The sequence below is a fragment of the Geodermatophilus obscurus DSM 43160 genome (assembly GCF_000025345.1).
GTDB lineage: Bacteria > Actinomycetota > Actinomycetes > Mycobacteriales > Geodermatophilaceae > Geodermatophilus > Geodermatophilus obscurus.
On sequence record NC_013757.1, the window covers coordinates 4,008,309 to 4,029,311 of the forward strand.

The following is a 21,003-nucleotide window of genomic DNA, read 5'->3' on the forward strand; positions in this document are numbered from 1 at the left end:
GCGCTGGTGAGGTCGAGACCGCGCGGGGGACGCGTACAGGCGCTGCGGGAGGCAACCACCGGGGCGCTGTGGCCGCTGCCCACGGCGGCGATCCTGCTCGCCGTGGGGCTCGGCATCGGGCTCACCGAGCTGGACCAGGCGCTCGGCTACGGCGAGGACCCGATCCGGTTCGTGTTCACCGGTGGACCGTCGGCTGCCCGCACCCTCCTCTCGGCGATCGCCTCGTCGCTGATCTCGGTGACCACCCTGCTGTTCTCGCTGACGATCGTGACCCTGCAACTGGCCAGCAGCCAGTACTCCCCTCGGCTGCTGCAGACCTTCGTCCGGGACCGGGTGGTCCAGACCTGTCTCGGCGTGCTGCTCGGGACGTTCGTCTACGCCCTCGTCGTGCTGCGTACCGTGCGCTCGGCCGACGAGGCCCAGGGCAGCTCCTTCGTGCCGCGCATCTCGGTGACCGTCGCCTTCCTGTTCGCGCTGGCCTCGGTCGCGGCGCTCGTGACGTTCCTCAGCCACCAGACCCGGCAGCTGCGGGTCGAGACGATGATGCGCGACGTCCACTCGGAGTCCGCCCGCACCAGGGCGCGGTTGCACGAGCGCCAGGAGGAGGACCAGCAGCCCGACCGCCCGCTCCCGCAGGTCCCCGACTCGGCCCGCCCGCTGTGTGCGCGGTCGAGTGGCTTCCTGGTGCAGGTGTTCGAGGGCCCGCTGCTCGAGGCGGTCACCGGCGCCGGCGCCGTGCTGCTGCTCGACCGGCGCCCCGGCGACACGGTCGTCGCCGGGGCGCCGATGGCCTGGGCCTGGTCGCAGGACGCCGGAAATGGCGTCCAGGTGGAGGAGCTCGAGAAGGCGCTGCAACGCGCGGTGCACCTGGGCCACGAGCGGGCCGACGTCGCCGATCCCAGCTACGGGCTGCGCAAGCTGGTGGACATCGCCGCCCGAGCCCTGTCCCCCGGCATCAACGACCCGACGACCGCCGGGCACGCGCTGTCGCACGTCTCGGCGCTGCTGGGCGATGCGGCCGCGCGGGACACCTGGCACCGCCGGCTGACCGACGAGGACGGCGCCGAGCGCCTGGTCCTCCGGTCCTGGACCTTCTCCGAGCTGCTGGAGCTCGGGGTCACCCAGGTCCGCTACTACGGCCGGGAGGACCTCACCGTCGTCGACCGGTTGTTCGCGCTGCTGGCCGAGGTGGCGTGGCGGGCCCGCACACCTGCCCAGCAGCGGGCCGTGCGGCAGCACCTGGATGCCCTGGTCGAGCAGAGCCGCACCAGCCCACCGGCCGGGCGCACTCTCGATGACGTGCAGCGGTGGGCCCGGACCGTGGACGAGGCACTGGCCGGGAGGTGGCTGCGACCGGCGAGTTGATGCTCAGCCCCGGGGGCCTCCGGCGACGTAGACGACCTGCCCGGAGATGAACCCGGCGCCCTCGCTGACGAGGAAGGACACCGTGTGCGCGATGTCCGCAGGCACGCCCCCGCGCTGCACCGGGATCGCCGCGGCCCGTTCGGCCACGTACTCCTCCCAGTTCCGCCCGATCCGCTCCGCGGTCGCCTTGGTCATCTCGGTCTGGATGAAGCCGGGGGCGATCGCGTTGGCGGTGACGCCGAACTTGCCTAGCTCGAGGGCAAGCGTCTTGGTGAACCCCTGCAGCCCGGCCTTGGCGGTGGCGTAGTTGGCCTGCCCGCGGTTGCCCAGCGCCGAGGTGCTCGACAGGTTGACCACCCGGCCCCAGCCGGCCTTGACCATGTGCTGCTGCACCGCGCGGGTCATGAGGAACGAGCCGCGCAGGTGCACGTGCATGACCATGTCCCAGTCGGCATCGGTCATCTTGAACAGCAGGTTGTCGCGCGTCACGCCAGCGTTGTTCACGAGCACCAGCGGCGGGCCGAGCTCCGTGGCGACCCGCTCGACGGCGGCCTGCACCTGGTCGGCGTCCCCGACGTCGGCGCCCACCCCGAGGGCGCGGCCGCCGGCGGCCTCGATCGCCTGGACCGTGGCAGCGGTCGAGGACTCGTCGAGGTCGACCACCGCCACCGCGAAGCCGTCCTCGGCCAGCCGCTGCGCGGTGGCGGCGCCGATGCCGCGGGCCCCGCCGGTGACGATCGCGACGCGCTGCTGGTCGGTGGGGCCGGACTCGGTCATGCGCGGCTCTCCTCGCTGCTCGGGGCTGGTGTGAGCCCGATCATGCCGCGAGGCGAGTCGCCGTCAGCCGCAGGGGTCCTCCCTCACACCCGCTCGAACAGCGCGGCGAGGCCCTGGCCGCCGCCGATGCACATCGTCTCCAGCCCGTAGCGGGCGTCGCGGCGGACCATCTCGCGGGTGAGCGTGGCCAGGATCCGCCCACCGGTGGCCCCCACCGGGTGGCCCAGCGAGATCCCGGAGCCGTTCACGTTGGTCCGCTCGAAGTCCGCGTCGGTGAAGCCCCACTCCCGGGTCACCGCCAGCACCTGACTGGCGAAGGCCTCGTTGAGCTCGATCAGGTCGACCTCGGCGAGCTTGACGTCGGCCAACGCGAGCGCCTTGGCCGTCGCCGGCACCGGGCCGATGCCCATGGTCTGCGGCGGAACCCCGGCCACCGCCCAGGACACCAGCCGCGCCAGCGGGCGCAGGCCCAGCTCGGCGGCCTTCTCCGGGCTGGTGACCACGCAGACCGCGGCGCCGTCGTTCTGCCCGCTGGCGTTGCCCGCGGTGACGGTGGCCTCCGGATCGTCCCGGCCCATGATCGGGCGCAGCTTGCCCAGCGTCTCCACGTTCGAGTCCGGGCGGATGTGCTCGTCGCGGTCGACGACGACCTCGCCCTTCCGCTGCTTGACCGTCACCGGCACGATCTCCTCGGCGAACCGGCCCGCCTCGGCGGCCGCAGCGGCCCGCTGGTGGCTGCGCACGGCGTACTCGTCCTGCTCGGCGCGGCTGATCCGGTACTCCCGGCGCAGGTTCTCCGCGGTCTCCAGCATCCCGCCGGGCACCGGGTGGTGCCGGCCGCCGGCGGTCACCCGGCCGCGGGCCAGGCCGTCGGCCAGCAGCACACCCGGCCCGGCCTTGACGCCCCAGCGCATCGCGTGCGTGTAGAAGGGCGCGTTGCTCATCGACTCCGCGCCACCGGCCAGCACGACCTCCGAGCTGCCGGACTGCACCTGCATCGCCCCGTACAGCACCGCCTGCAGGCCCGAGCCGCAGCGGCGGTCGAGCTGGATGCCCGCGGCGGTCACCGGCAGCCCGGCGTCCAGCGCGGCCACCCGGCCCAGCGCCGGGGCCTCCATCGTCGGGTAGCAGTGCCCCAGCAGCACGTCGTCCACCGACTCCGGCGGCAGCCCGGTGCGCTCCACCACCGCCCGGATCACGGTCGAGGCCAGATCCTGCACCGGCACGTCACGCAGGGAGCCGCCGAAGCCACCCACCGGTGTCCGCAGGGGCTCGCAGATGACCGCATCGCGCACGGGGTCCTCCTCGTTCGTCTCCGTCGGGCACCCGTGAGTCTGCCCCCGTGCGGCCGGTCGTGTCGCACTGCCCTCTCCGCACGTCGCGCGCGGAGTCGACGCCGTCTCCGTAGGGTGCCGCGGTGGCCTGGAGGCGAGCGGTGTTCACGTTGTTCGCGGTCGCGGCCGGCACGAACGTCCCCACGCCGCTGCTGCTGGTCTACCAGGAGCAGCTCGACCTCTCCCCCGAGGTGCTGACCGCGCTCTTCGGCTGCTACGCCGCCGGCCTGGTGCCCGCGCTGTTCCTGGCCGGCCCGCTGTCGGACCGGCTGGGCCGTCGCCGCGTGGCCATCCCCGGCGTGGTCCTCGCCGGGCTGGCGTCGCTGGCCTTCGCCGCGGCCGGCGGGTCGCTGGCCCTGCTGTTCGGCGCCCGCTTCCTGCAGGGCGTGGTCAGCGGCGTCGTGTTCAGCGTCGCGAGCGCATGGGTCGCCGAGCTGTCCGTCGCCTCCGGGGAGGGCGCGGGCGGACGGCGGGCCGCGGTCGCCATGACGGCGGGTTTCTCCCTCGGGCCGCTCACCAGCGGGCTGCTGGGCCAGTTCGCGCCGGCGCCCACGGTCCTGCCCTACCTGCTGCACACGGTGCTGGTCGGAGTGGGGCTGGCGCTGGCGCTGCGGCTGCCCGAGACCGTCGTCCTGTCCCCTGGCGGACGGCGCCCCACCGGCAGCCCCGCCGTCCCGCTGCTGCCCCCGGGCAGCGCTCTGCTCGCCGCGACCGTGCTGGCCCCGGTCGCGGTCTGCGTCTACGCCTTCCCCTCGTCGGTGATCTCGGCCGTGCCGCTGCTGGGCGAGCTGCCGGCCGGCGGGGTCGCGGTCACCGGCGTCCTGGCGGGGGTGACGCTCGGCGCGGGGACCCTCGTGGCCGGCCTGCAGCGCCGGCTGGGGTCGTGGACCGCCGTCACCGGTGCCGCCCTCGGTGCGGCCGGTTTCGGCGCGGCGGCGGCCTTCGTGGCCACCGGCGCCTGGCCGTGGCTGCTGGCCGCAGCACCCCTGCTGGGGTCCGGCGGCGGGCTGTGCCTGGCGGCCGGGCTCACCGTCACCGGCCGGCTGGCCGCGCCCACGCGCCGGGGCGAGCTGACGTCGGTGTTCCTGGCCTGCGCCTACCTCGGCTTCGCCGTGCCGTTCCTCATGGCGACGGTGGCCCGGTCGGCACCGGCCTGGGTGCCGCTGCAGGTCGCCGCGGTGCTCACGGCACTCCTCGCCCTCCGGTTGGTCCCGGTCGCCCGCCGCGGCCGGCTGTGACACCGTCGTCCTGCCGGACGACACCGCGACCAGGTGCCGTCCCCAGTCGCGCTGAGCCCACCCCGGGCCTCGTCGCGGAGGCCTCCGGCCCCACTCCTCGATCCGACCGCGACCAGGTGCCGTCCCCAGTCGCGCTGAGCCCACCCCGGGCCTCGTCGGGGACCTTGCGGGCCCGCTGTCCCGGCCCGCCCCGCAGCCTCCCCCGAACGCGACGGCGCCCCCTCCCGACCGGGAGGGGGCGCCGCCAGTGGTCACCCGAGGGTCAGCGCAGGCCCTCGGCGAACTCACCCTCGAACGCGTCCTGGACCACGGTGGCGCCACCGGGGACGTCGGCCGGCCGCAGGATGAAGCTCTGCGTGCTGGGCGAACGGCCGGTCTCGAAGCCCTGGATCGGCACGACGAGGCCGCCGGTGTCGACGTTCTCCAGCTCGCTGAACGCAGCGACCACGCCCGCGCGGGTCAGGTCACCGTTCTCGCAGGCCGCGTCGAGCACCTGCTTCATGATCGCGCTCATGCCGTAGCCGACGAGCACGCCGAGGCTCGGCTGCACGTTCGGGTAGGCCTCTTGGTACTGCGCGAGCAGCTCGGGCTGGGCGTCGAACGCCGACACCGGGCTGGACACGTACAGGTTGTTCTTGAGCGCCTCGGCGGCCGGCCCCTGCAGCAGGCCCGGGGCGAAGACCGGGTTGCTGCCGATGATCGGCACGTTCAGCCCCTGGGCCGCCGCCACACCGGCCGCGGACGCGGTCTGGGTGGGCGCGACGGTCAGGGCGATGGCGTCGACCCCGGCCGCGGCGAACTGGGTGATCTGCGCGCTCATGTCCTGGTCGGTCGCCTTGATCTGCGCCGGGATGATCGTCAGCCCGCGCTCCTCGGCCACCGCCTCGCTGCCGGCCAGGCCGTTCTCGCCGTACTCGCCCTCGAAGTAGATGTGCCCGACGGTGGCGCCGTCGGACAGCAGCCCCTGCTCGAACAGGTACGCGTAGCCGTTGGCCAGCTCGACGTCGTAGGTGGCGCCCGGGACCCCGGTGCCGGGTATCTCGGTCAGGGTACGCGCCCAGGCCGACGGGAAGTTGACGATCTGGTCGGCCTCGTACTCCGGTGCCAGCGCGGTGTTGATCGGCGACCCGATGGTCTGCTGCATCGCCAGGACGTTCGGCTCCATCGCGCTGTAGAGCTGCACGCCGGTCTGCGGGACGTAGCCGGTGTCCTGGACGTCGAGCTCGACGTCGTAGGTGTCGCAGACCCGGTTGTCCTGCCAGAACAGCTGGTTGGCGTTGGTGATGTCCTGGCCGAGAGCGGCGAACACACCGGTGAGGTCGGTGAGGACGCCGAGGGTGATCGTCGTCCCCTCGACGCCGACGTCGGTCGTGACCTCGCCGGCCGAGCCGCCTTCGCCTCCTCCGCCCCCTCCACCGCCGGTCTCCGGTGCCCTGGTGCTGCAGCCGGCGGTCGCCACGACGACGGCCGCGGCGACCGCGGTGGTCGTGCGCAGAGCCTTGCCTGTTCTCATCTGGTGTCGCTCCCTTGTGCTGGTCGGTCGGAGGGGGTCGGTGCGGAGCCGGGTTGCTCCGGGGGTGGTGTGGTGACTCCGCCGTGGGCGGGCGCACGGCCCCGGCGGAAGCGGGAGGTGAGGCGCTGCGCGATGCCGGCCAGACCGGCGGGCTCGAACAGGACGATGAGGATGATCGCGGCGCCGTAGAGGAACCGGGCGGCGAAGCCCGCGGAGATGCCGCCCTGCCCCGGTGCGCTGACCAGCGGCAGGACGTCGGCGTACTGCTGGAACAGCAGCGGCAGCGCGGTGACGAACAGGGCGCCCAGCGCCGCACCGCCGACCGACCCCAGCCCGCCCAGCACGATCATCGCCAGGTACTGGATGGAGACGACGAGGGTGAACGACTCCGGGGCGATGCTGCCGATGGACAGCGCGTAGAGCACCCCGGACAGGCCGGCGTACATCGAGCTGACGAGGAACACCCGCGCCTTGTAGGCCTGCACGTTGACGCCCATGACCGACGCGGCGACCTCGCTGTCCCGCAGCGTCTGCAGCGCCCGGCCGGGCCGGCTGCGCAGCAGGTTGCGGGCGAACACGTAGGCGGCCAGCGCCAGGACCAGGCCCAGGTACCAGAGCCGCTCGGCCTCCCGGAAGGGCACGCCCAGCACCCACAGCTGCGGGTCGCTGTTGCCGAACGTGAAGCCGAACAGCGAGAACTCCGGCGCCGCGCGGCCGTTGAACCCACCGGTCACCGGCGTCCAGGTGTTGATCACGTGGACGCCGATGAAGACCAGGCCAAGCGAGGCGACCCCGAGGTAGATGCCCCGCAGCCGCGCCGCGATCGGGCTGAAGACGAGCCCCGCGAGCCCGGCGAGCAGAACGCCGACCACCATCCCGACGACGGGCGGCAGGCCCAGCCCCTCGATGCCGGCGCGGGTGCCCAGCCCGCCGGACTCTCCGGAGATGTACGAGTAGCTCACCGCCCCGACGGCGAGGAAGAACGCGTGCGCCAGTGACAGCTGGCCGGTCGTGCCGACGAGCAGGTTCAGGCCGATGGCGCCGATGGCCGCGCCGAACACCGCGAACCCGGTGCGCAGCCAGAACTCGTCGAAGTACAGCGGGAAGACCAGCAGGAAACCCAGCAGCGCGGCGATCAGGACCCACTTGACCACGGAGCCGCGGCTGCGGGCCGGTGCCGACCGGGACGAGGCGGACCCCGTGCGGGTGGCTCCCGCCGGCCGCGAGACGGTCTGCTCAGACACGGGTCAGCTCCTTGGTGCCGAAGAGCCCCGACGGCCGGACGAGGAGGACGGCGATCATCACGACGTAGGGGACGACCTCGCCGAAGCCACGGCCGAGGAAGAGCAGCTGCTCCTGGTAGCCGGCGGCGAGGGACTCCGCGAGCCCGATGAGCAGCCCGCCCACCAGCGCGCCCCCGGTGGAGTCCAGGCCGCCGAGGATCGCCGCCGGGAAGGCCCGCAGCGCCGTGGCGTACACGGCCGAGCTGACCCCGGGCGTCGGGCTGCCCACCAGGAACAGGGCGGCCACCCCGGCGAGGACGCCGGCGACGACCCAGGCCAGCGCGGAGACCCGGCCCTGCCGGATGCCCATGAGCGCCGCGGTCTCGCCGTCCTCGGCCGAGGCGCGCATGGCCACGCCCCAGCTGGAGTACTTGAACGCGGCGAAGAAGGCGGCGATGAGCACGCCGGCGACGATCATGGCGATCAACCGGTTCTGGGTGATCCCGATGCCGCCGATGCGGACCGACTCCCCGCCCCACGGGTGCGGCACGTTGAGGATGTCGGGGCCGATCCGCCGGATCAGCTCGGTCAGCAGGATGATGTCGACGCCGATGGTGACGATCGCCAGGCTGATCACGGGCGCGCCGCGGAGCCGGTTGATGATGAACCGCTCCACGACGAGCGCGGCCACCGCGGTGATCGCCAGCCCGGCGAGCACGGCGAGCAGGAAGCCCAGCGGCTCGGACAGCCGCGCGATGGAGTAGGCGCCCAGCAGCAGCAGCGAGCCGTGGGTGAAGCTCACCACCTCGCTGGCCTTGAAGATGATCACGAAGCCGAGCGCGATCAGCGCGTAGATGGCGCCGAGTGACAACCCGTTGAGCAGGAGCGAGAGGAACTGGGTCACGACGCCGTCCCTGACGTGTTGGTGGTGTGGTGTGCGGCGGCCTCGGCGGGCGTCTCGTCGTCGCCCGAGCCGAGGTAGGCGCGGATGACCTCGGGGTCGGCCTGCACCTCGGCGGGCGTGCCGTCGGCGATCCGGCGTCCGAAGTCCAGGACGGTGACCCGGTCGGCCAGCGACATGACCATCCCCATGTCGTGCTCGACCAGGACGATCGAGATGCCGAGCGCCGAGCGGATCTCGCGGATCGCCTCGGCCATCCGGCCGGTCTCCTCGGCGTTCATCCCGGCCACGGGCTCGTCGAGCAGCAGCAGCCGCGGCTCCGTGCACAGCGCCCGGGCCACCTCGACCCGCTTCTGGTCGCCGTAGGACAGCACGCCGACGGGGGTGTGCAGCTTGTCGCCGAGGTCGAGGAACTCGGCGATCTCCCGGATCCGCTCGCCGTGCACCTTGCCCTCGCGGGTGGCGCGGGGCAGCCGGAGTCCGGAGGAGAGGAACCCGGCCTTCGTCAGGTGGTGCCGGCCGAGCATGAGGTTCTCGGCCACCGACTGGGCGCCGGACAGGGCGATGTTCTGGAACGCCCGCGCCACGCCGACCCCGGCGATCTGGAACGGGCGCATGCGGTCGAGCCGCGCCTCGCCGAAGCGGACCTCGCCCTCAGCGGCCTGGTAGACGCCGGAGAGGACGTTGAACATCGTCGACTTGCCGGCGCCGTTGGGGCCGATGACCGCGTGGATCGTCCCGGGGGCGACGGTGAACGAGACGTCGGACAGCGCCTTGATGGCGCCGAACCGGACGCTGATGTGCTCGACCTCCACCGGCGGGACGTCCGAGCGCGTGTCCACGCCGGCCGCCGTCACGCCGTCCACCGGGAGAGCGTGCGGCGGGGGCCGCGGGTGGCCGGCCCGGTGTCGACCGCGTCGCCGTGCCCGAGGTAGAGCCGCTGCACCTCGTCGGTGCGGGCGAGCTCCGCGGCGGGCCCGGACAACGAGACCTTGCCGACGTCGAGCACGTAGGCCTGGTCGGCCACGCCCAGCGCCATCGTGGCGTTCTGCTCGACCAGCAGCACCGAGGTGCCCTGGCGGTTGATCTCGGCGATCACCTCGCCGATCTGGCCGATGATCCGGGGAGCGAGCCCGAGCGAGGGCTCGTCGAGCAGCAGGAGCTTGGGGCTGGCCATGAGCGCCCGCCCGATGGCCAGCATCTGCTGCTCACCACCGGAGAGCAGCCCGGCGCGCTGGCCGCTGCGCTCGGCCAGCACGGGGAACAGGTCGTGCACCCGGGCGTGCGCGCGGGCCTTGGCGGCGCGATCGCGGTTGCCCATGCCGCCGGCCCGCAGGTTCTCCTCGACGGTGAGCCGGCCGAAGATCCGCCGACCCTCCGGCACCTGGACGACGCCCTGGCGGACGATCTGCCCCGGGTCGCGCGTGGTGAGGACGTCATCGTCGAAGCGCACCGCGCCCTCGTCGACGCGTCCCCGGTGCAGCCTCAGGGTGCCGGAGATGGTCCGCAGCAGCGTGCTCTTGCCGGCACCGTTGCTACCGAGGACGGCGACGACCTTGCCGTCGGGCACCTCCATGGTCACGCCGCGCACCGCCTCGACGGCGCCGCCGTACGTCACCCGCAGCGAGTCGATGATCAGCATGCGGACCGCACCGCGACTGTCCCCGGCGAGCCGGCCGGCGTCCGTGGGTCGCCGTGTCGCGGAACGACATCGGCCTGTGATTCAGGGCACATGGCCGGAGACTGTAAAGCCACGACGCGCCGAGTACGCCACAGGCACGAACGATCGTGACCTGCAGGTGACCTGCACACGAGCGTCGGGGGTCACCCAACGGGAAGGAGGAACCAGCAATGTGCGGCGGCCACACGCCGCCGACCGGCCACGTATGCGGCGCCCACGTCGAGAAACAGCGGGAGTGGCCCCCTGCGGAGCCCGCCGTGGCCCCGTCCCGGGCCCGCCCCGAGCGTGCGAGGTGCGGAGGACGGGGCCCTCCCTCAGGCGGCGCCGGCTCCGGCGCCGGGCTGGACGTGCTCGACGGCGAGCAGGTCGTAGAGGCCGGTGATCTGCAGCGGCCGGATCACCGCGCGGGACGAGGCGACCACGCGCAGCAGGACGCCGCCCTCTGCGGCCCGCCGGTGGGCGCCGGCCAGGACGCACAGCCCGGCGGAGTCGAGGAAGGTCACGCCGTCGAGGTCGACGGTGAGCGCCGGGACGCGGTCGGCGAAGGCCGCGTCCACGACCTCGCGCAGCCGGGGGGCGGTGGAGGAGTCGACTTCACCGCTGACGGTGAGCAGGACGCCGGTGGCGGCGGAGCCGGTCACGTCGATCGAGACGAGGTCGGTGGTGGGAACAGCGGTCACGGTGCGCCCCTCTCGAGGAAGCGAACCCGTACGGACGACCACGGGACCAGCCGTGGCACGACGCGGAGTCCGGCAACTGGTGCCGCGGCTGACTGTTGAACCGCTACCCCCTGACCGTAGGGACCTCCCTCCCGATGTTCAAGAGGCGACCGCAGACGTGATCACGGCCGCAGTGCGCCGGAGCCGGGTGCAGCGGCCGGGCGTCCCCCGCGCGGGGATACTGGACGGCGTGTCGAGGTGGCTGGCGGTGTGGGGCGCGATCTGGCTGGCCGGCTCGGTCGGGGCCTTCCTGGTGCTCGACCCGATCCTCGCTTCGTTCATCGCCATCTTCGGCCTCTGTCTCTGGGGCGTCGCGGTGCTGGCCAGCAACTGGGATCAGCACTCCTCCTTCGAGCAGCGCGAGCGCGACCGAGCCCGCCGGCGCGCCGAGCGCCGGGAGCGGACCAAGGACGCCCGCGCCCGCGACCGCGCCCGCTGGGAGGCCCACCAGCAGCGCAAGGCCGACCGATCCGCCGGTCGGTAATCCGCTCGACGGCACCCGGCGCGGTCCGTAGCGTCGCCGCCGTGCGCTCCTGATCCGTCCTCTCCGTGACGTGCCGCGGGTCGAGTCCTGCTCCCCGCCGTCCGCGCCCCGCTCCGGCCGGGCGCACCTCCTCTTCGCTGACCGGCTGCCGGTCGCGCAGCCCTGCCCTCCTCCGGAGGTCCGCCTTGTCCCGCCCGCACCGCGCCCTCGACGGCGCACCCGCCACCGCCCGCGCCGCCCTCCCCGAGACGGAGGCGGCCGCCTTCGACCGCCTGGCGCACGCCGTCCTCGCCCGGCCCGGCGCCGCCCTCGGCGCCACGCTGCGCGCCGTCCTGCCCGGCCCGGTCGGCCCCCGGTGGCTGCGCTCGGCGGGCCTGCCGCCCACCACCCGCGCCGCCGACCTGACCGCCGAGCAGTGGCTGTCGCTGTACCGCTGCTGCGCCGAGGCCGGGCGCGCGCCCGGCCCGGCCGCGGCCGGCGGGCGCAGCGGCCGGCCGTCGGCGCACGGCCATGCACCCGGCGCGCTGGCCGCACCCCGCTGGCACTGAACAAGGATCCCCTGCCCCCGCCGCTCGCGAGCTCGCGCCAGGCCCCGTCCAGAGGCTCGCCGCGAGCTTGCGAGCGGTGAGGAGGACGGGGTCCTTCTACCTGCGAGGGGGCCGAAGGGAGCGCCGTCGGTCCCGACTCACGGGCCGACGGCGTCCTCGGCGGCGAGCACGTCGGCGCGCTCCGGATCGGCGAAGGCCTCGGCTAGCGCCTGGCGCAGCGACCACGCCCCCGTCCGCCAGGCCAGCGCCCGCCCGAGCGCACCCGGGGTCCCGTCCACGTGGTCGACCCCGTCCCCCGGCCACCACGGCACCGCCCGGCCACCGGCCCGCAGCGGCTCGTGGACGGCGACCTCCCCGGGGAGCTCCGCCAGCCCGAGCCGGGCCGCGGCCTGCTGCGCCCCCGGGACGTCGGCCCAGCGCACCCGCCGTGCCGGACGGCTCTCCACCCGGGCGCGCACCACCTCGCCGGCCAGCGGGAGGTCCAGCAGGTCGGCCACCGGCCCCGGGGCGCCACCGGCCGGTACGAGCGGGGAGTCGACCAGTGGCTGCAACCACGGGGCGTCCAGGACGACGGCCCGCTCGGCGGGGACCACCCGGTCCGGCGCCACGCGCACCCGGTCCGGCGGGTCCACGGCGACGCCGTCGAGCGCCGCGGCCAGCCGGGCGTGCACGGTGCGCAGCACGGCGGGCGAGACGGTGCGGCGGTCGTCGCCGAGCCGGTCGAGCAGGTCGAGCGCGCCGTCGACGTCGGCGAGCACGTCGTCGACCGACGCCGGCGGGCGCAGCAGCTCCAGCAGCCGCGGATCGGCGTCGACCGGTTCGTACAGTCCCTGCAGCTCCGCCGCCTCCGGGTGCCGCAGCCGGTCCGGGCGCCGCCCGCCGAGCACCGGGTGGCCGCCCAGCCACCACCGCAGGTAGCCGGGCACCGCCACCCCGTCGAGGACGACGTCGGCCCACGCGTCCGCCGGCAGCGCGGCCAGCAGCGGCAGCGCGCCGGTCCAGTCGGCGACCAGCTCGAGGTCCCGGACGGCGGTCAGCGGCGGCCACGACGGAGCCGGCGCGTCGGCGGGCAGCCGGTCGAGGACGGCGTCGGCCCAGTCCTGCGCTGCGTCGACGTCGAGGTCGTCGGGGTCCTCGGCGTGCACCAGCGCGAAGCCGTCGAGCACGCCCACCGCCCGCAGCACGTCCGGGTCGGCGTCCAGCGCGGGGGCCAGGGTGCCCAGCGCGCCGTCGAGCAGCACGCCGGCGAAGCGGGACCCCGGCAGCACCAGCTCCCCGGCCGGCGCCCAGCCACCGTCGGCGTCGGGCAGCGCCAGCTCGGAGAGCCAGGGCAGCTCCCCCGGCCCGGTCCCGGCCGCGGCGACCAGCGCCAGGACCGCGTCGGCGAACGCGGCCGGGTCCCGGTCGGTGTCCCAGCCGTCGTCGGCCGCGTCGACCGAGGCCTCGACCGCCGCGCGCACCTCCGGGTCGGCGAGCACCGCGGCGGCGGTGGCCGGGCGCGCCCCGAGCCGTTCCAGCAGCCGGCGGGCGGCGGCGGGGGCGACCGCGTCCGGGTCGGCCACCCGCAGCCCGAGCGGACCCAGCCGCGCCACCGGCAGTTGCTCGTCGGGTAGCAGCACCCCCGCCGGCCCGTGGGCGGTGCGGCCGTCGGCGAGCGGGACCGGCAGCGCGGCCAGCTCCTCGCGCTCGGCGCCGTCGAGGGCCGCGTACAGCCCCGCCCACCACGACGGCGGCCGGGCGACGCCGCGGACCGCCTCCACGGCCTCGGCGGTGCCGACCCGGCGCACCCCGAGGGCGGCCAGCGCGGGCAGCTGGGTCCGGGCGGACCAGCCCGCCGGCAGCAGCCCGGGGAGGACGCCGGTCAGCGCGGCCACCCGCTCCTCGGTCGGTTCGTCGAGCACCGCGGCGCGGCCGGGCGGCTGCCGGTCGCGGTCCGCGCCGGCGACCGGCAGCCAGGCGGACTCCCGCAGCCGCTCCAGCGCCGCGGTGCACAGCGCGGCGTCGAGCTCGGCGCCCGCCAGCCCGATGCGCGGCACCAGCGCCAGCACCGCGCCGTCCCTCCCCGGGCCCTCGGCCAGCCCCGAGAGGAGGTCGGCGTAGGCGCCGGCCGCCGCGGCGACCAGCTCGTCGGTGACCGTCCCGGGCAGCACGTGCCGCCGGTCGGGGCCCAGCGGGAAGGGCGCGACCAGGCGGGCGGGCAGGGTGAGCGGCTCGTCGCTGGGGGTCGGCGCGTGCACCCGCTGGGGCAGCGGCAGGGGCGCCGGCCGCCTGTCGTCGTCCAGCGGCACCGCCCAGGTCAGCGTCCAGGCCCGCCGTCCCCGCTCCTCGACCGGCCGCTCGGCGAGCAGCGCCTCGGGCAGCTCGCCGTCGCGCCGCTCCAGCCGCCAGACCGTCGTCCGGTCGCCGTCGGTCAGCTCGGCCTCCGCGCCGCGCCGGCGCACCGTCAGCGAGCGGACCGTCCCGTCGAGGACGACGTCGACCGCCGCGAGCCCGGGCAGCGCCAGCAGCAGCTCGGGCGCCAGCTCCTCCAGGGCGGTGCGCACGGCGGCCCGCGACCCGGCGCGCAGCGGCAGCACCACCTCGGTGGCGAAGCCCTCGGGTGGCGTCCCCCCGGCCGGCCAGGGCAGTCGCAGCACCGGCACCGCGCCGTCCCGGCGGGCCACCTCCTCGGCGAGCGCGGGGACGGCGGCGACCTCGGCGCGGGTGCGACCGGTGCTGAACGCGACCCCACCGGCGGTCGAGTGCACCGCCGGCTCGTCGGTGACCGCGAGGACGGCGGCGAAGCCGACCCCGAACCTGCCGACCGTCTCGACCCGCGGTCCGCCCCCGACTCCGGCCCGGCCTCCGGACCGCGGCTCGTCGCGCTTGGCCGAGGCGCGCAGCGAGGCCAGGCCCTGCACCCCGGCGGCGTCGAGCGGGGCGCCGGTGTTGGCCGCCCGCAGCACCTCCGCCCCGGCGCCGTCGCCGGTCAGCTCCAGCCGCAGCCGCCCCGCCAGCCCTGCCCGGGCGGCGGCGTCGGCGGCGTTCTGGGCCAGCTCCACCAACAGCCGGTCGCGGTAGCCGCCGCGGACGAGGTCCTCCTCGGCGTTGGCGTCCTCGCGGAAGCGGGCCGGGGAGTCGGCCCAGGCGGCGAGCACCCGCCGCCGCAGCTCCGCGGTGGCGAAGGGGTCGGCCGCTCCGGGGGCGACGTCAGGACGGGGCGCGCCCGGGGCATCGGGGGAACCGGACACGGGGTCAGCATCGCAGCGGCACACCGGGGGCGGCGCGTGCACCGGGCCGTTCCCCGGGGTACCCCCCACTGCGTGTCCGAGATCGACGTCTCCCAGTACCGGTTGCAGGCCCTCCCCGCGGACGACTCCGACGAGGACTGGGACGACGACGGCGAGCTCTTCGGCCCGGACGGCAAGCGGATCGAGACCTGGCGGGAGGGCTATCCCTACGACCAGCGGTTGCCGCGGTCGGAGTACGAGCGGGAGAAGCGCCGGCTGCAGATCCAGCTGCTGCGGCTGCAGGGCTGGGTCAAGGAGACCGGCCAGCAGCTCGTCGTCCTCTTCGAGGGGCGCGACGCCGCAGGCAAGGGCGGCACCATCAAGCGCTTCACCGAGCACCTCAACCCGCGCGGGACCAGGGTCGTCGCGCTGGACAAGCCCTCGGAGCGCGAGCAGACCCAGTGGTACTTCCAGCGCTACGTGGCCCACCTGCCCGCCGCCGGGGAGATCGTGCTGTTCGACCGGTCCTGGTACAACCGCGCCGGCGTCGAGCGGGTGATGGGCTACTGCACCGACGAGCAGTACGAGCGCTTCGTGCGCCAGGCACCGGAGTTCGAGCGGATGCTCGTCGACAGCGGCATCCGGCTGGTCAAGTTCTGGTTCTCGGTGTCCCGGCGCGAGCAGCGCACCCGCTTCATCGTGCGGCGGATCGACCCGGTGCGGCAGTGGAAGCTTTCCCCCACCGACCTCGCCTCGCTGGACCGCTGGGACGACTACACCGCGGCCAAGGAGGCCATGTTCGCGGCCACCGACACCGACCACGCCCCGTGGACGGTCATCAAGAGCAACGACAAGAAGCGGGCCCGGCTCGAGGCGCTGCGCCACGTCCTGTACTCCCTGCCCTACGAGGGCAAGGACGAGGCGGTCGTCGGCCGGCCGGACCCGAACATCGTCGTGGCCGCGGCCGACGTGCTGGAGTCCGACCGCGAGGCGCTCGAGCGGAGCGAGCTGGCTGCGGCCCGGTGAGCCGGCCAGCCGCCGACGAGTCCCACCCACCAGTGACCTGCGCGCCCATGTCGCTCGCCGAGCAGGGGGACGGCGCCGGGAGCCGCGCCGCCGGGACGTTCGAGTCGACCGCGCCCGCGTCCGGCGCGGTCGTCGGTGTGTTCCCCGTCCAGGACGCCGAGGACGTCCGCGCCGCCGTGGACCGTGCCCGCGTCGCCGCCGCGGCGTGGGCCGACCTCGGCTTCGACGGCCGCCGGACGCGGCTGGCGGCCTACCGCGGCTGTCTCGCCCGCCGGGTGCACGAGCTGGCCGACCTGGTGCACCGGGAGAACGGCAAGCCGCACGCCGACGCGATCCTCGAGATCACCCTGACCGTCGACCACCTCGCGTGGGCCGGAGCGCACGCCCGCAAGGTGCTCGGGCCGCGACGGGTCCGCCCGGGCCTGCTGGCGGCCAACCACGCGGCGTGGCTGGAGTACCAGCCGCTCGGCGTCGTGGGCGTGATCGGCCCGTGGAACTACCCGGTGTTCACGCCGATGGGCTCGATCGCCTACGCGCTGGCCGCCGGCAACGCCGTCGTCTTCAAGCCCTCGGAGCACACGCCGGCGGTGGGCGTGTGGCTGGCCGAGGCCTGGCGGGCCGCCGTCCCCGACGTCCCGGACGCCCTGCAGGTCGTCACCGGCCTCGGTGACACCGGCGCGGCACTGTGCCGCGCCGGTGTGGGCAAGCTGGCCTTCACCGGCTCCGCCCCCACGGGCCGCCGGGTGATGGCGGCCTGCGCGGAGACCCTGACGCCGGTGCTCATGGAGCTCGGTGGCAAGGACGCGATGATCGTCGACGACGACGCCGACGTGGCCGCCGCGGCCGATGCCGCGGTGTGGGGCGCGATGAGCAACGCGGGGCAGACCTGCATCGGCATCGAGCGGGTCTACGCCACCGAGCGGGTCTACGACGCCTTCGTCGCCGAGGTGACCGAGCGGGTGCGCGGGTTGCGCCCGGGCACCGACGACGACGCCGCGTACGGCCCGATGACGATGGCCGCCCAGGCCGACGTGGTGCGCCGGCACCTGGACGACGCGGTCGCCTCCGGTGGCCGGATCGCGGTCGGCGGGACCGTCGAGGGGCGGGTGGTCGCGCCCACCGTGCTGCTCGAGGTGCCCGAGACCTCGGCCGCCGTGCGCGAGGAGACCTTCGGCCCGACGCTGACCATCACGCGGGTGCGCGACGCCGAGGAGGCGCTGGAGCGCACCAACGCCAACGCGCACGGCCTGGCCGGCGCGGTGTTCTCCCGGTCGAGGGCGCGCGCGATGGACCTCGCGCGCCGGATGAGGAGCGGCATGACGTCGGTGAACTCGGTGCTCACCTTCGCCTCGGTGCCGGCCCTGCCCTTCGGCGGCGTGGGCGAGAGCGGCTTCGGCCGGATCCACGGCGAGGACGGGCTGCGCGAGTTCACCCGCGCCAAGGCCATCACCCGCCAGCGGGTCACCCTCCCCGTCGACCTGATGAGCTTCACCCGGCCCGCAGCGGCCGCCGACGCGCTCGCCCGCGTGATGGGGCTGGTCCACGGGCGGCACCGGTGACCGTGCCGGACCCGGCAGACATGGGCACCGAGGAGTACGACGTCGTCGTCGTCGGCGCGGGCTCGGCCGGCTGCGCGCTGGCCGGGCGGCTGTCGGAGGACCCGTCGCTGCGGGTGCTGCTGCTGGAGGCCGGCGGCTCGGACGACGTCCTGGAGGTGCAGGTACCGGCGGCGCTGTACAAGACCTGGCGCACCCGCCGGGACTGGAACTACACGACCGAGCCGCAGCCGGCCCTGGGCGGACGGCGGCTGTTCTGGCCGCGGGGCAAGCTGCTGGGCGGGTCGTCGTCGATCAACGCGATGATCTACGTCCGCGGCGCGGCGGCCGACTACGACGAGTGGGCCGAGCTCACCGGCGACCGCTCGTGGTCCTACCAGCACGTCCTGCCGCTGTTCCGCCGGATGGAGGACAACGCCCGCGGCGCGGACCGGTTCCACGGCGTCGGCGGCCCGCTGCGCGTCGAGGACCCGCGCTCCCCCCACGTTTGGTCACGGGCGGCCGTGGAGTCCGCGGTCGCGGCCGGGTACCCCCGCAACGACGACTTCAACGGCGCCGGACAGGAGGGCGTGGGCCTCTACCAGCTCACCCAGCGCCGCGGCCGCCGCTGGTCGGCAGCCGACGCCTACCTGCACCCCGCGACGGCCCGGCCCAACCTGACCGTGCGCACCGGCGCGCTGACCACGCGGGTGCTGGTGTCCGGCGGGCGGGCCACCGGCGTCGAGTACCGGTCGAGCGGGCGGACGCACACCGCGCACGCCGCGGCCGAGGTCGTGCTGGCCGGCGGCGCGGTGAACTCGCCGCAGCTGCTGATGCTCTCGGGCATCGGCCCGGGCGCGCACCTGCGCCGGGTCGACGTCGACGTCGTCTCCGACCTGCCCGGCGTCGGCGGCGGGCTGCAGGACCACCCGCTGGTGCCGGTCGTCTGGCACACCCGGTCGGGGAGGTCGCTGCACCGGGCGGAGTCGCCGTCGGGCTACGCGCGCTGGTTCGGCGCCCGCCGCGGCCCGCTGACCTCCAACCTGGCCGAGGCGGGGCTGTTCACCCGCTCCCGGCCGGACCTGCCCGAACCCGACCTGCAGTACCACTTCCTGCCGGTGAAGTTCTGGCAGCAGGCGCGGGTCGACCCCGACGTCGACGCGTTCACCGCCGCCGCCGTCCTGGTCCGGGTGCACTCGCGCGGCTCGGTGCGGCTGCGCTCGGCCGACCCCACGTGGGCACCGGCCATCGACGCCGGCTACCTCACCGACGAGCGCGACCTCGACGCGCTGGTGTGCGGTGTCGAGAAGACGCGGGAGATCGCCAGCGGCGGCCCGCTGTCCGACGTCCTCGCCGAGGAGTGGTCCCCCGGCGGCGCGGTGCACACCCGCGACGGTCTGCGGCGGGCGGTGCGCGACAGCCTCGAGTCGCTGTACCACCCGGTCTCGTCGTGCCGGATGGGCACCGACGACGACGCGGTGGTCGACGCGCAGCTGCGGGTGCACGGCGTCGAGGGGCTGCGGGTGGTCGACGCCTCGGTCATGCCGACGCTCGTGCGCGGCAACACCAACGCGCCGACGATCATGATCGCCGAGCGGGCGGCCGACCTGATCACCGGCCGCAGCGTCGACCCGGCCCTCACCGGCACCGCCTGAACGGGGAGCCGGGACGGGGCCGCCCGGCGCCGGGAACTCCTCGCCCGGTGTATCCGTCGGCCCGCCTCGGTGCTCCGACGGGCGTGAGCACCGGACGCCTCCGTGAGCCGCCCTACTGGGCCCTGCTCGAGACCGCCCACGCCTTCGGCCGCAGGGACGGCCACGCCGCCGCGCGGTTCGAGCCGCACGGCCCGGTCGACCCGCCCTCGACGTGCTGCCGGGGCCGCGACCCCGCGGCCTTCGCGCGCCTGCTCTGGGGGGACCGGCCCGGCGACCCGCCGAGCGGCCTCGAGGCGAACGCACCCCTCTGGTACGCCCGGGGCTTCGCCGACGGCCTGGCCGCCGAACGGCGCTGGGCCGAGCGCCGGCAGACGGTCGCCGCCGCCGGGACGGGGTTCCCCCGGCGCACCCGCTGAGGCGACGGACCCGGCTCATCCGTGGGCCTGGGCGGCCGCGGCCTCCTCGGGGTCCGTGGGCAGCGCCGTCCCCGCCGCGGCCGGCCGACGGGGGATCAGGAACGACATGGCCGCCGCGGCGATGCAGAGCGCCCCGGCCACCAGCCACGCGGGGTCGTAGGAGCCGGTCACGTCGCGGATCACGCCGCCGCCGAAGGCCGCGAACGCCGAGCCCACCTGGTGCGAGGCGAAGACCCAGCCGAACACCACCGGCGCCCGCGGACCGAAGAACTCGCGGCACAGCGCCAGCGTCGGCGGCACGGTGGCCACCCAGTCCAGGCCGTAGAACACGATGAACGCCACCATGCTGACGTGCAGGTCGGGCCCGAAGAGGGTCGGCAGCAGGAACAGCGACAGGCCGCGCAGCCCGTAGTAGGCCAGCAGCAGCACCCGCGGGTCGACGCGGTCGGTCAGCCAGCCGGAGAGCACCGTGCCGGCGATGTCGAAGACCCCGACGACGGCGAGCAGCCCGGCCGCGGTGGTGATCGGCATGCCGTGGTCGTGCGCGGCCGGGATGAAGTGCGGCTGGACCAGCCCGTTGGTCGACAGCCCGCAGATGAAGAAGCCCCCGGCCAGCAGCCAGAACGGCGTCGAGCGTACGGCCGACACCAGCCCGCGCACCGCCGTCCGCGCCGCGCCGGTGCGGACCGGGTCGACGTCGTCGGCCGCCGTTCCGCCGTAGGGCACGGCACCGACGTCGCGCGGCCGGTCGCGCAGCAGCCACAGCACCAGGGGGACGACGGCCAGCGCGGCCGCAGTCGTGCCCAGTGACGCCGACCGCCAGCCCCAGGTCGTGTCGGCCCAGGCCACCAGCGGGAGGAACACCAGCTGCCCGGTCGCCCCGCCGGCGGTGAGGATCCCGGACACCAGACCGCGGCGGGCCACGAACCAGCGGCCGGTCACCGTCGCGACCAGCGACAACGCCATCGACCCGGTGCCGAGGCCCACGAGGAAGCCCCACAGCAGCACCAGCTGCCAGCTCGCGGTCATGAAGACGGTGAGGCCGCTGCCGGTGGCCGTCAGCAGCAGCGCCCCGACCACGACCCGGCGGATGCCGAAGCGCTCCATCAGCGCGGCGGCGAACGGCGCGGTCAGCCCGTAGAGCGCCATGTTGACCGCGACCGCGGCGGAGATGGTCGTGACCGACCAGCCGAACTCCGCGCGCAGCGGCTCGATGAGGACCCCGGGCACCGCCCGGAACGCCGCGGCGCCGACCAGGGCCAGGAGGGTCACCCCGGCGACCCACCAGGCGGGGTGGACCCGGTGCGTGCGCGGCGCGGCGATGCTCGTCACGACGGAGAGCATGGCGGACGCCGCGGACGGGCGGACAGTGGCCCGGC

General features: G+C 75.3%; 18 protein-coding genes. 8 read left to right on the forward strand and 10 right to left on the reverse strand.

Annotated elements, in window-relative coordinates:
- Positions 1 to 6 precede the first annotated feature (6 nt).
- Positions 7 to 1,365 carry a DUF2254 domain-containing protein gene (locus tag GOBS_RS18630; protein ID WP_012949823.1) on the forward strand — a complete coding sequence of 453 codons (1,359 nt, stop codon included), beginning with the start codon at positions 7 to 9 and terminating at the stop codon, positions 1,363 to 1,365.
- A gap of 3 nt (positions 1,366 to 1,368) precedes the next feature.
- Here GOBS_RS18630 and fabG read toward each other — a convergent pair whose 3' ends face one another.
- Both fabG and GOBS_RS18640 read right to left on the reverse strand, forming a co-directional pair.
- A complete protein-coding gene (fabG, locus tag GOBS_RS18635) occupies positions 1,369 to 2,142 on the reverse strand; it encodes a 3-oxoacyl-ACP reductase FabG (RefSeq protein ID WP_012949824.1) in 774 nt (257 codons plus the stop codon).
- Between the two features lie 83 nt (positions 2,143 to 2,225).
- A complete protein-coding gene (locus GOBS_RS18640) occupies positions 2,226 to 3,437 on the reverse strand; it encodes an acetyl-CoA C-acetyltransferase (protein ID WP_012949825.1) in 1,212 nt (403 codons plus the stop codon).
- A gap of 122 nt (positions 3,438 to 3,559) precedes the next feature.
- On the opposite strand from GOBS_RS18640, the gene GOBS_RS18645 reads away from it, so the two are divergent.
- Positions 3,560 to 4,714: an MFS transporter gene (locus tag GOBS_RS18645; protein ID WP_041241579.1), complete on the forward strand. Its 1,155-nt coding sequence runs from the start codon at positions 3,560 to 3,562 to the stop codon at positions 4,712 to 4,714.
- A gap of 262 nt (positions 4,715 to 4,976) precedes the next feature.
- Here GOBS_RS18645 and GOBS_RS18650 read toward each other — a convergent pair whose 3' ends face one another.
- The 6 genes from GOBS_RS18650 to GOBS_RS18675 form a co-directional block, all read right to left on the reverse strand.
- The gene (locus tag GOBS_RS18650; protein WP_012949827.1) at positions 4,977 to 6,227 is read right to left on the reverse strand and encodes an ABC transporter substrate-binding protein; all 1,251 of its coding nucleotides are present in this window, start codon (positions 6,225 to 6,227) and stop codon (positions 4,977 to 4,979) included.
- Positions 6,224 to 7,471 (reverse strand): branched-chain amino acid ABC transporter permease, encoded by a 1,248-nt coding sequence (locus GOBS_RS18655; protein WP_012949828.1) that lies wholly within the window; start codon positions 7,469 to 7,471, stop codon positions 6,224 to 6,226. Before GOBS_RS18655 ends, GOBS_RS18650 begins: the two co-directional genes overlap by 4 nt.
- On the reverse strand, positions 7,464 to 8,354 hold the full coding sequence (locus GOBS_RS18660; RefSeq protein ID WP_012949829.1) for a branched-chain amino acid ABC transporter permease: 891 nt from the start codon (positions 8,352 to 8,354) through the stop codon (positions 7,464 to 7,466). Before GOBS_RS18660 ends, GOBS_RS18655 begins: the two co-directional genes overlap by 8 nt.
- The gene (locus GOBS_RS18665) at positions 8,351 to 9,217 is read right to left on the reverse strand and encodes an ABC transporter ATP-binding protein (protein ID WP_166487453.1); all 867 of its coding nucleotides are present in this window, start codon (positions 9,215 to 9,217) and stop codon (positions 8,351 to 8,353) included. Before GOBS_RS18665 ends, GOBS_RS18660 begins: the two co-directional genes overlap by 4 nt.
- Positions 9,205 to 9,993: an ABC transporter ATP-binding protein gene (locus GOBS_RS18670; protein WP_012949831.1), complete on the reverse strand. Its 789-nt coding sequence runs from the start codon at positions 9,991 to 9,993 to the stop codon at positions 9,205 to 9,207. Before GOBS_RS18670 ends, GOBS_RS18665 begins: the two co-directional genes overlap by 13 nt.
- 353 nt (positions 9,994 to 10,346) lie before the next feature.
- The gene (locus GOBS_RS18675) at positions 10,347 to 10,712 is read right to left on the reverse strand and encodes an STAS domain-containing protein (RefSeq protein WP_012949832.1); all 366 of its coding nucleotides are present in this window, start codon (positions 10,710 to 10,712) and stop codon (positions 10,347 to 10,349) included.
- Between the two features lie 157 nt (positions 10,713 to 10,869).
- Between GOBS_RS18675 and GOBS_RS18680 the strand changes: the two genes are divergently transcribed.
- Both GOBS_RS18680 and GOBS_RS18685 read left to right on the forward strand, forming a co-directional pair.
- Positions 10,870 to 11,235: a hypothetical protein gene (locus tag GOBS_RS18680; protein WP_166487454.1), complete on the forward strand. Its 366-nt coding sequence runs from the start codon at positions 10,870 to 10,872 to the stop codon at positions 11,233 to 11,235.
- 185 nt (positions 11,236 to 11,420) lie between these two features.
- Positions 11,421 to 11,783, forward strand: a complete 363-nt coding sequence (locus GOBS_RS18685) for a hypothetical protein (RefSeq protein WP_012949834.1) — start codon at positions 11,421 to 11,423, stop codon at positions 11,781 to 11,783.
- Positions 11,784 to 11,920: 137 nt separating this feature from the next.
- On the opposite strand, the gene GOBS_RS18690 is transcribed toward GOBS_RS18685, so the two are convergent.
- Positions 11,921 to 15,013 carry a sacsin N-terminal ATP-binding-like domain-containing protein gene (locus GOBS_RS18690; RefSeq protein WP_012949835.1) on the reverse strand — a complete coding sequence of 1,031 codons (3,093 nt, stop codon included), beginning with the start codon at positions 15,011 to 15,013 and terminating at the stop codon, positions 11,921 to 11,923.
- Between the two features lie 72 nt (positions 15,014 to 15,085).
- On the opposite strand from GOBS_RS18690, the gene ppk2 reads away from it, so the two are divergent.
- The 4 genes from ppk2 to GOBS_RS18710 all read left to right on the forward strand — a co-directional run bounded on the left by ppk2 (position 15,086) and on the right by GOBS_RS18710 (position 19,624).
- Complete coding sequence (gene ppk2 / locus GOBS_RS18695; RefSeq protein ID WP_012949836.1) at positions 15,086 to 16,018, forward strand: polyphosphate kinase 2; 933 nt, start codon at positions 15,086 to 15,088, stop codon at positions 16,016 to 16,018.
- Positions 16,019 to 16,065: 47 nt separating this feature from the next.
- Positions 16,066 to 17,577: an aldehyde dehydrogenase family protein gene (locus GOBS_RS18700; protein WP_012949837.1), complete on the forward strand. Its 1,512-nt coding sequence runs from the start codon at positions 16,066 to 16,068 to the stop codon at positions 17,575 to 17,577.
- A complete protein-coding gene (locus GOBS_RS18705) occupies positions 17,574 to 19,208 on the forward strand; it encodes a GMC family oxidoreductase (RefSeq protein ID WP_012949838.1) in 1,635 nt (544 codons plus the stop codon). The genes GOBS_RS18700 and GOBS_RS18705 overlap by 4 nt, the downstream gene beginning before the upstream one ends.
- An 83-nt stretch (positions 19,209 to 19,291) precedes the next feature.
- Entirely contained in the window at positions 19,292 to 19,624 is a 333-nt protein-coding gene (locus GOBS_RS18710) for a hypothetical protein (protein WP_166487455.1), read from the forward strand.
- A gap of 15 nt (positions 19,625 to 19,639) precedes the next feature.
- Here GOBS_RS18710 and GOBS_RS18715 read toward each other — a convergent pair whose 3' ends face one another.
- A complete protein-coding gene (locus GOBS_RS18715; protein WP_243697542.1) occupies positions 19,640 to 20,956 on the reverse strand; it encodes an MFS transporter in 1,317 nt (438 codons plus the stop codon).
- Positions 20,957 to 21,003: the final 47 nt, after the last annotated feature.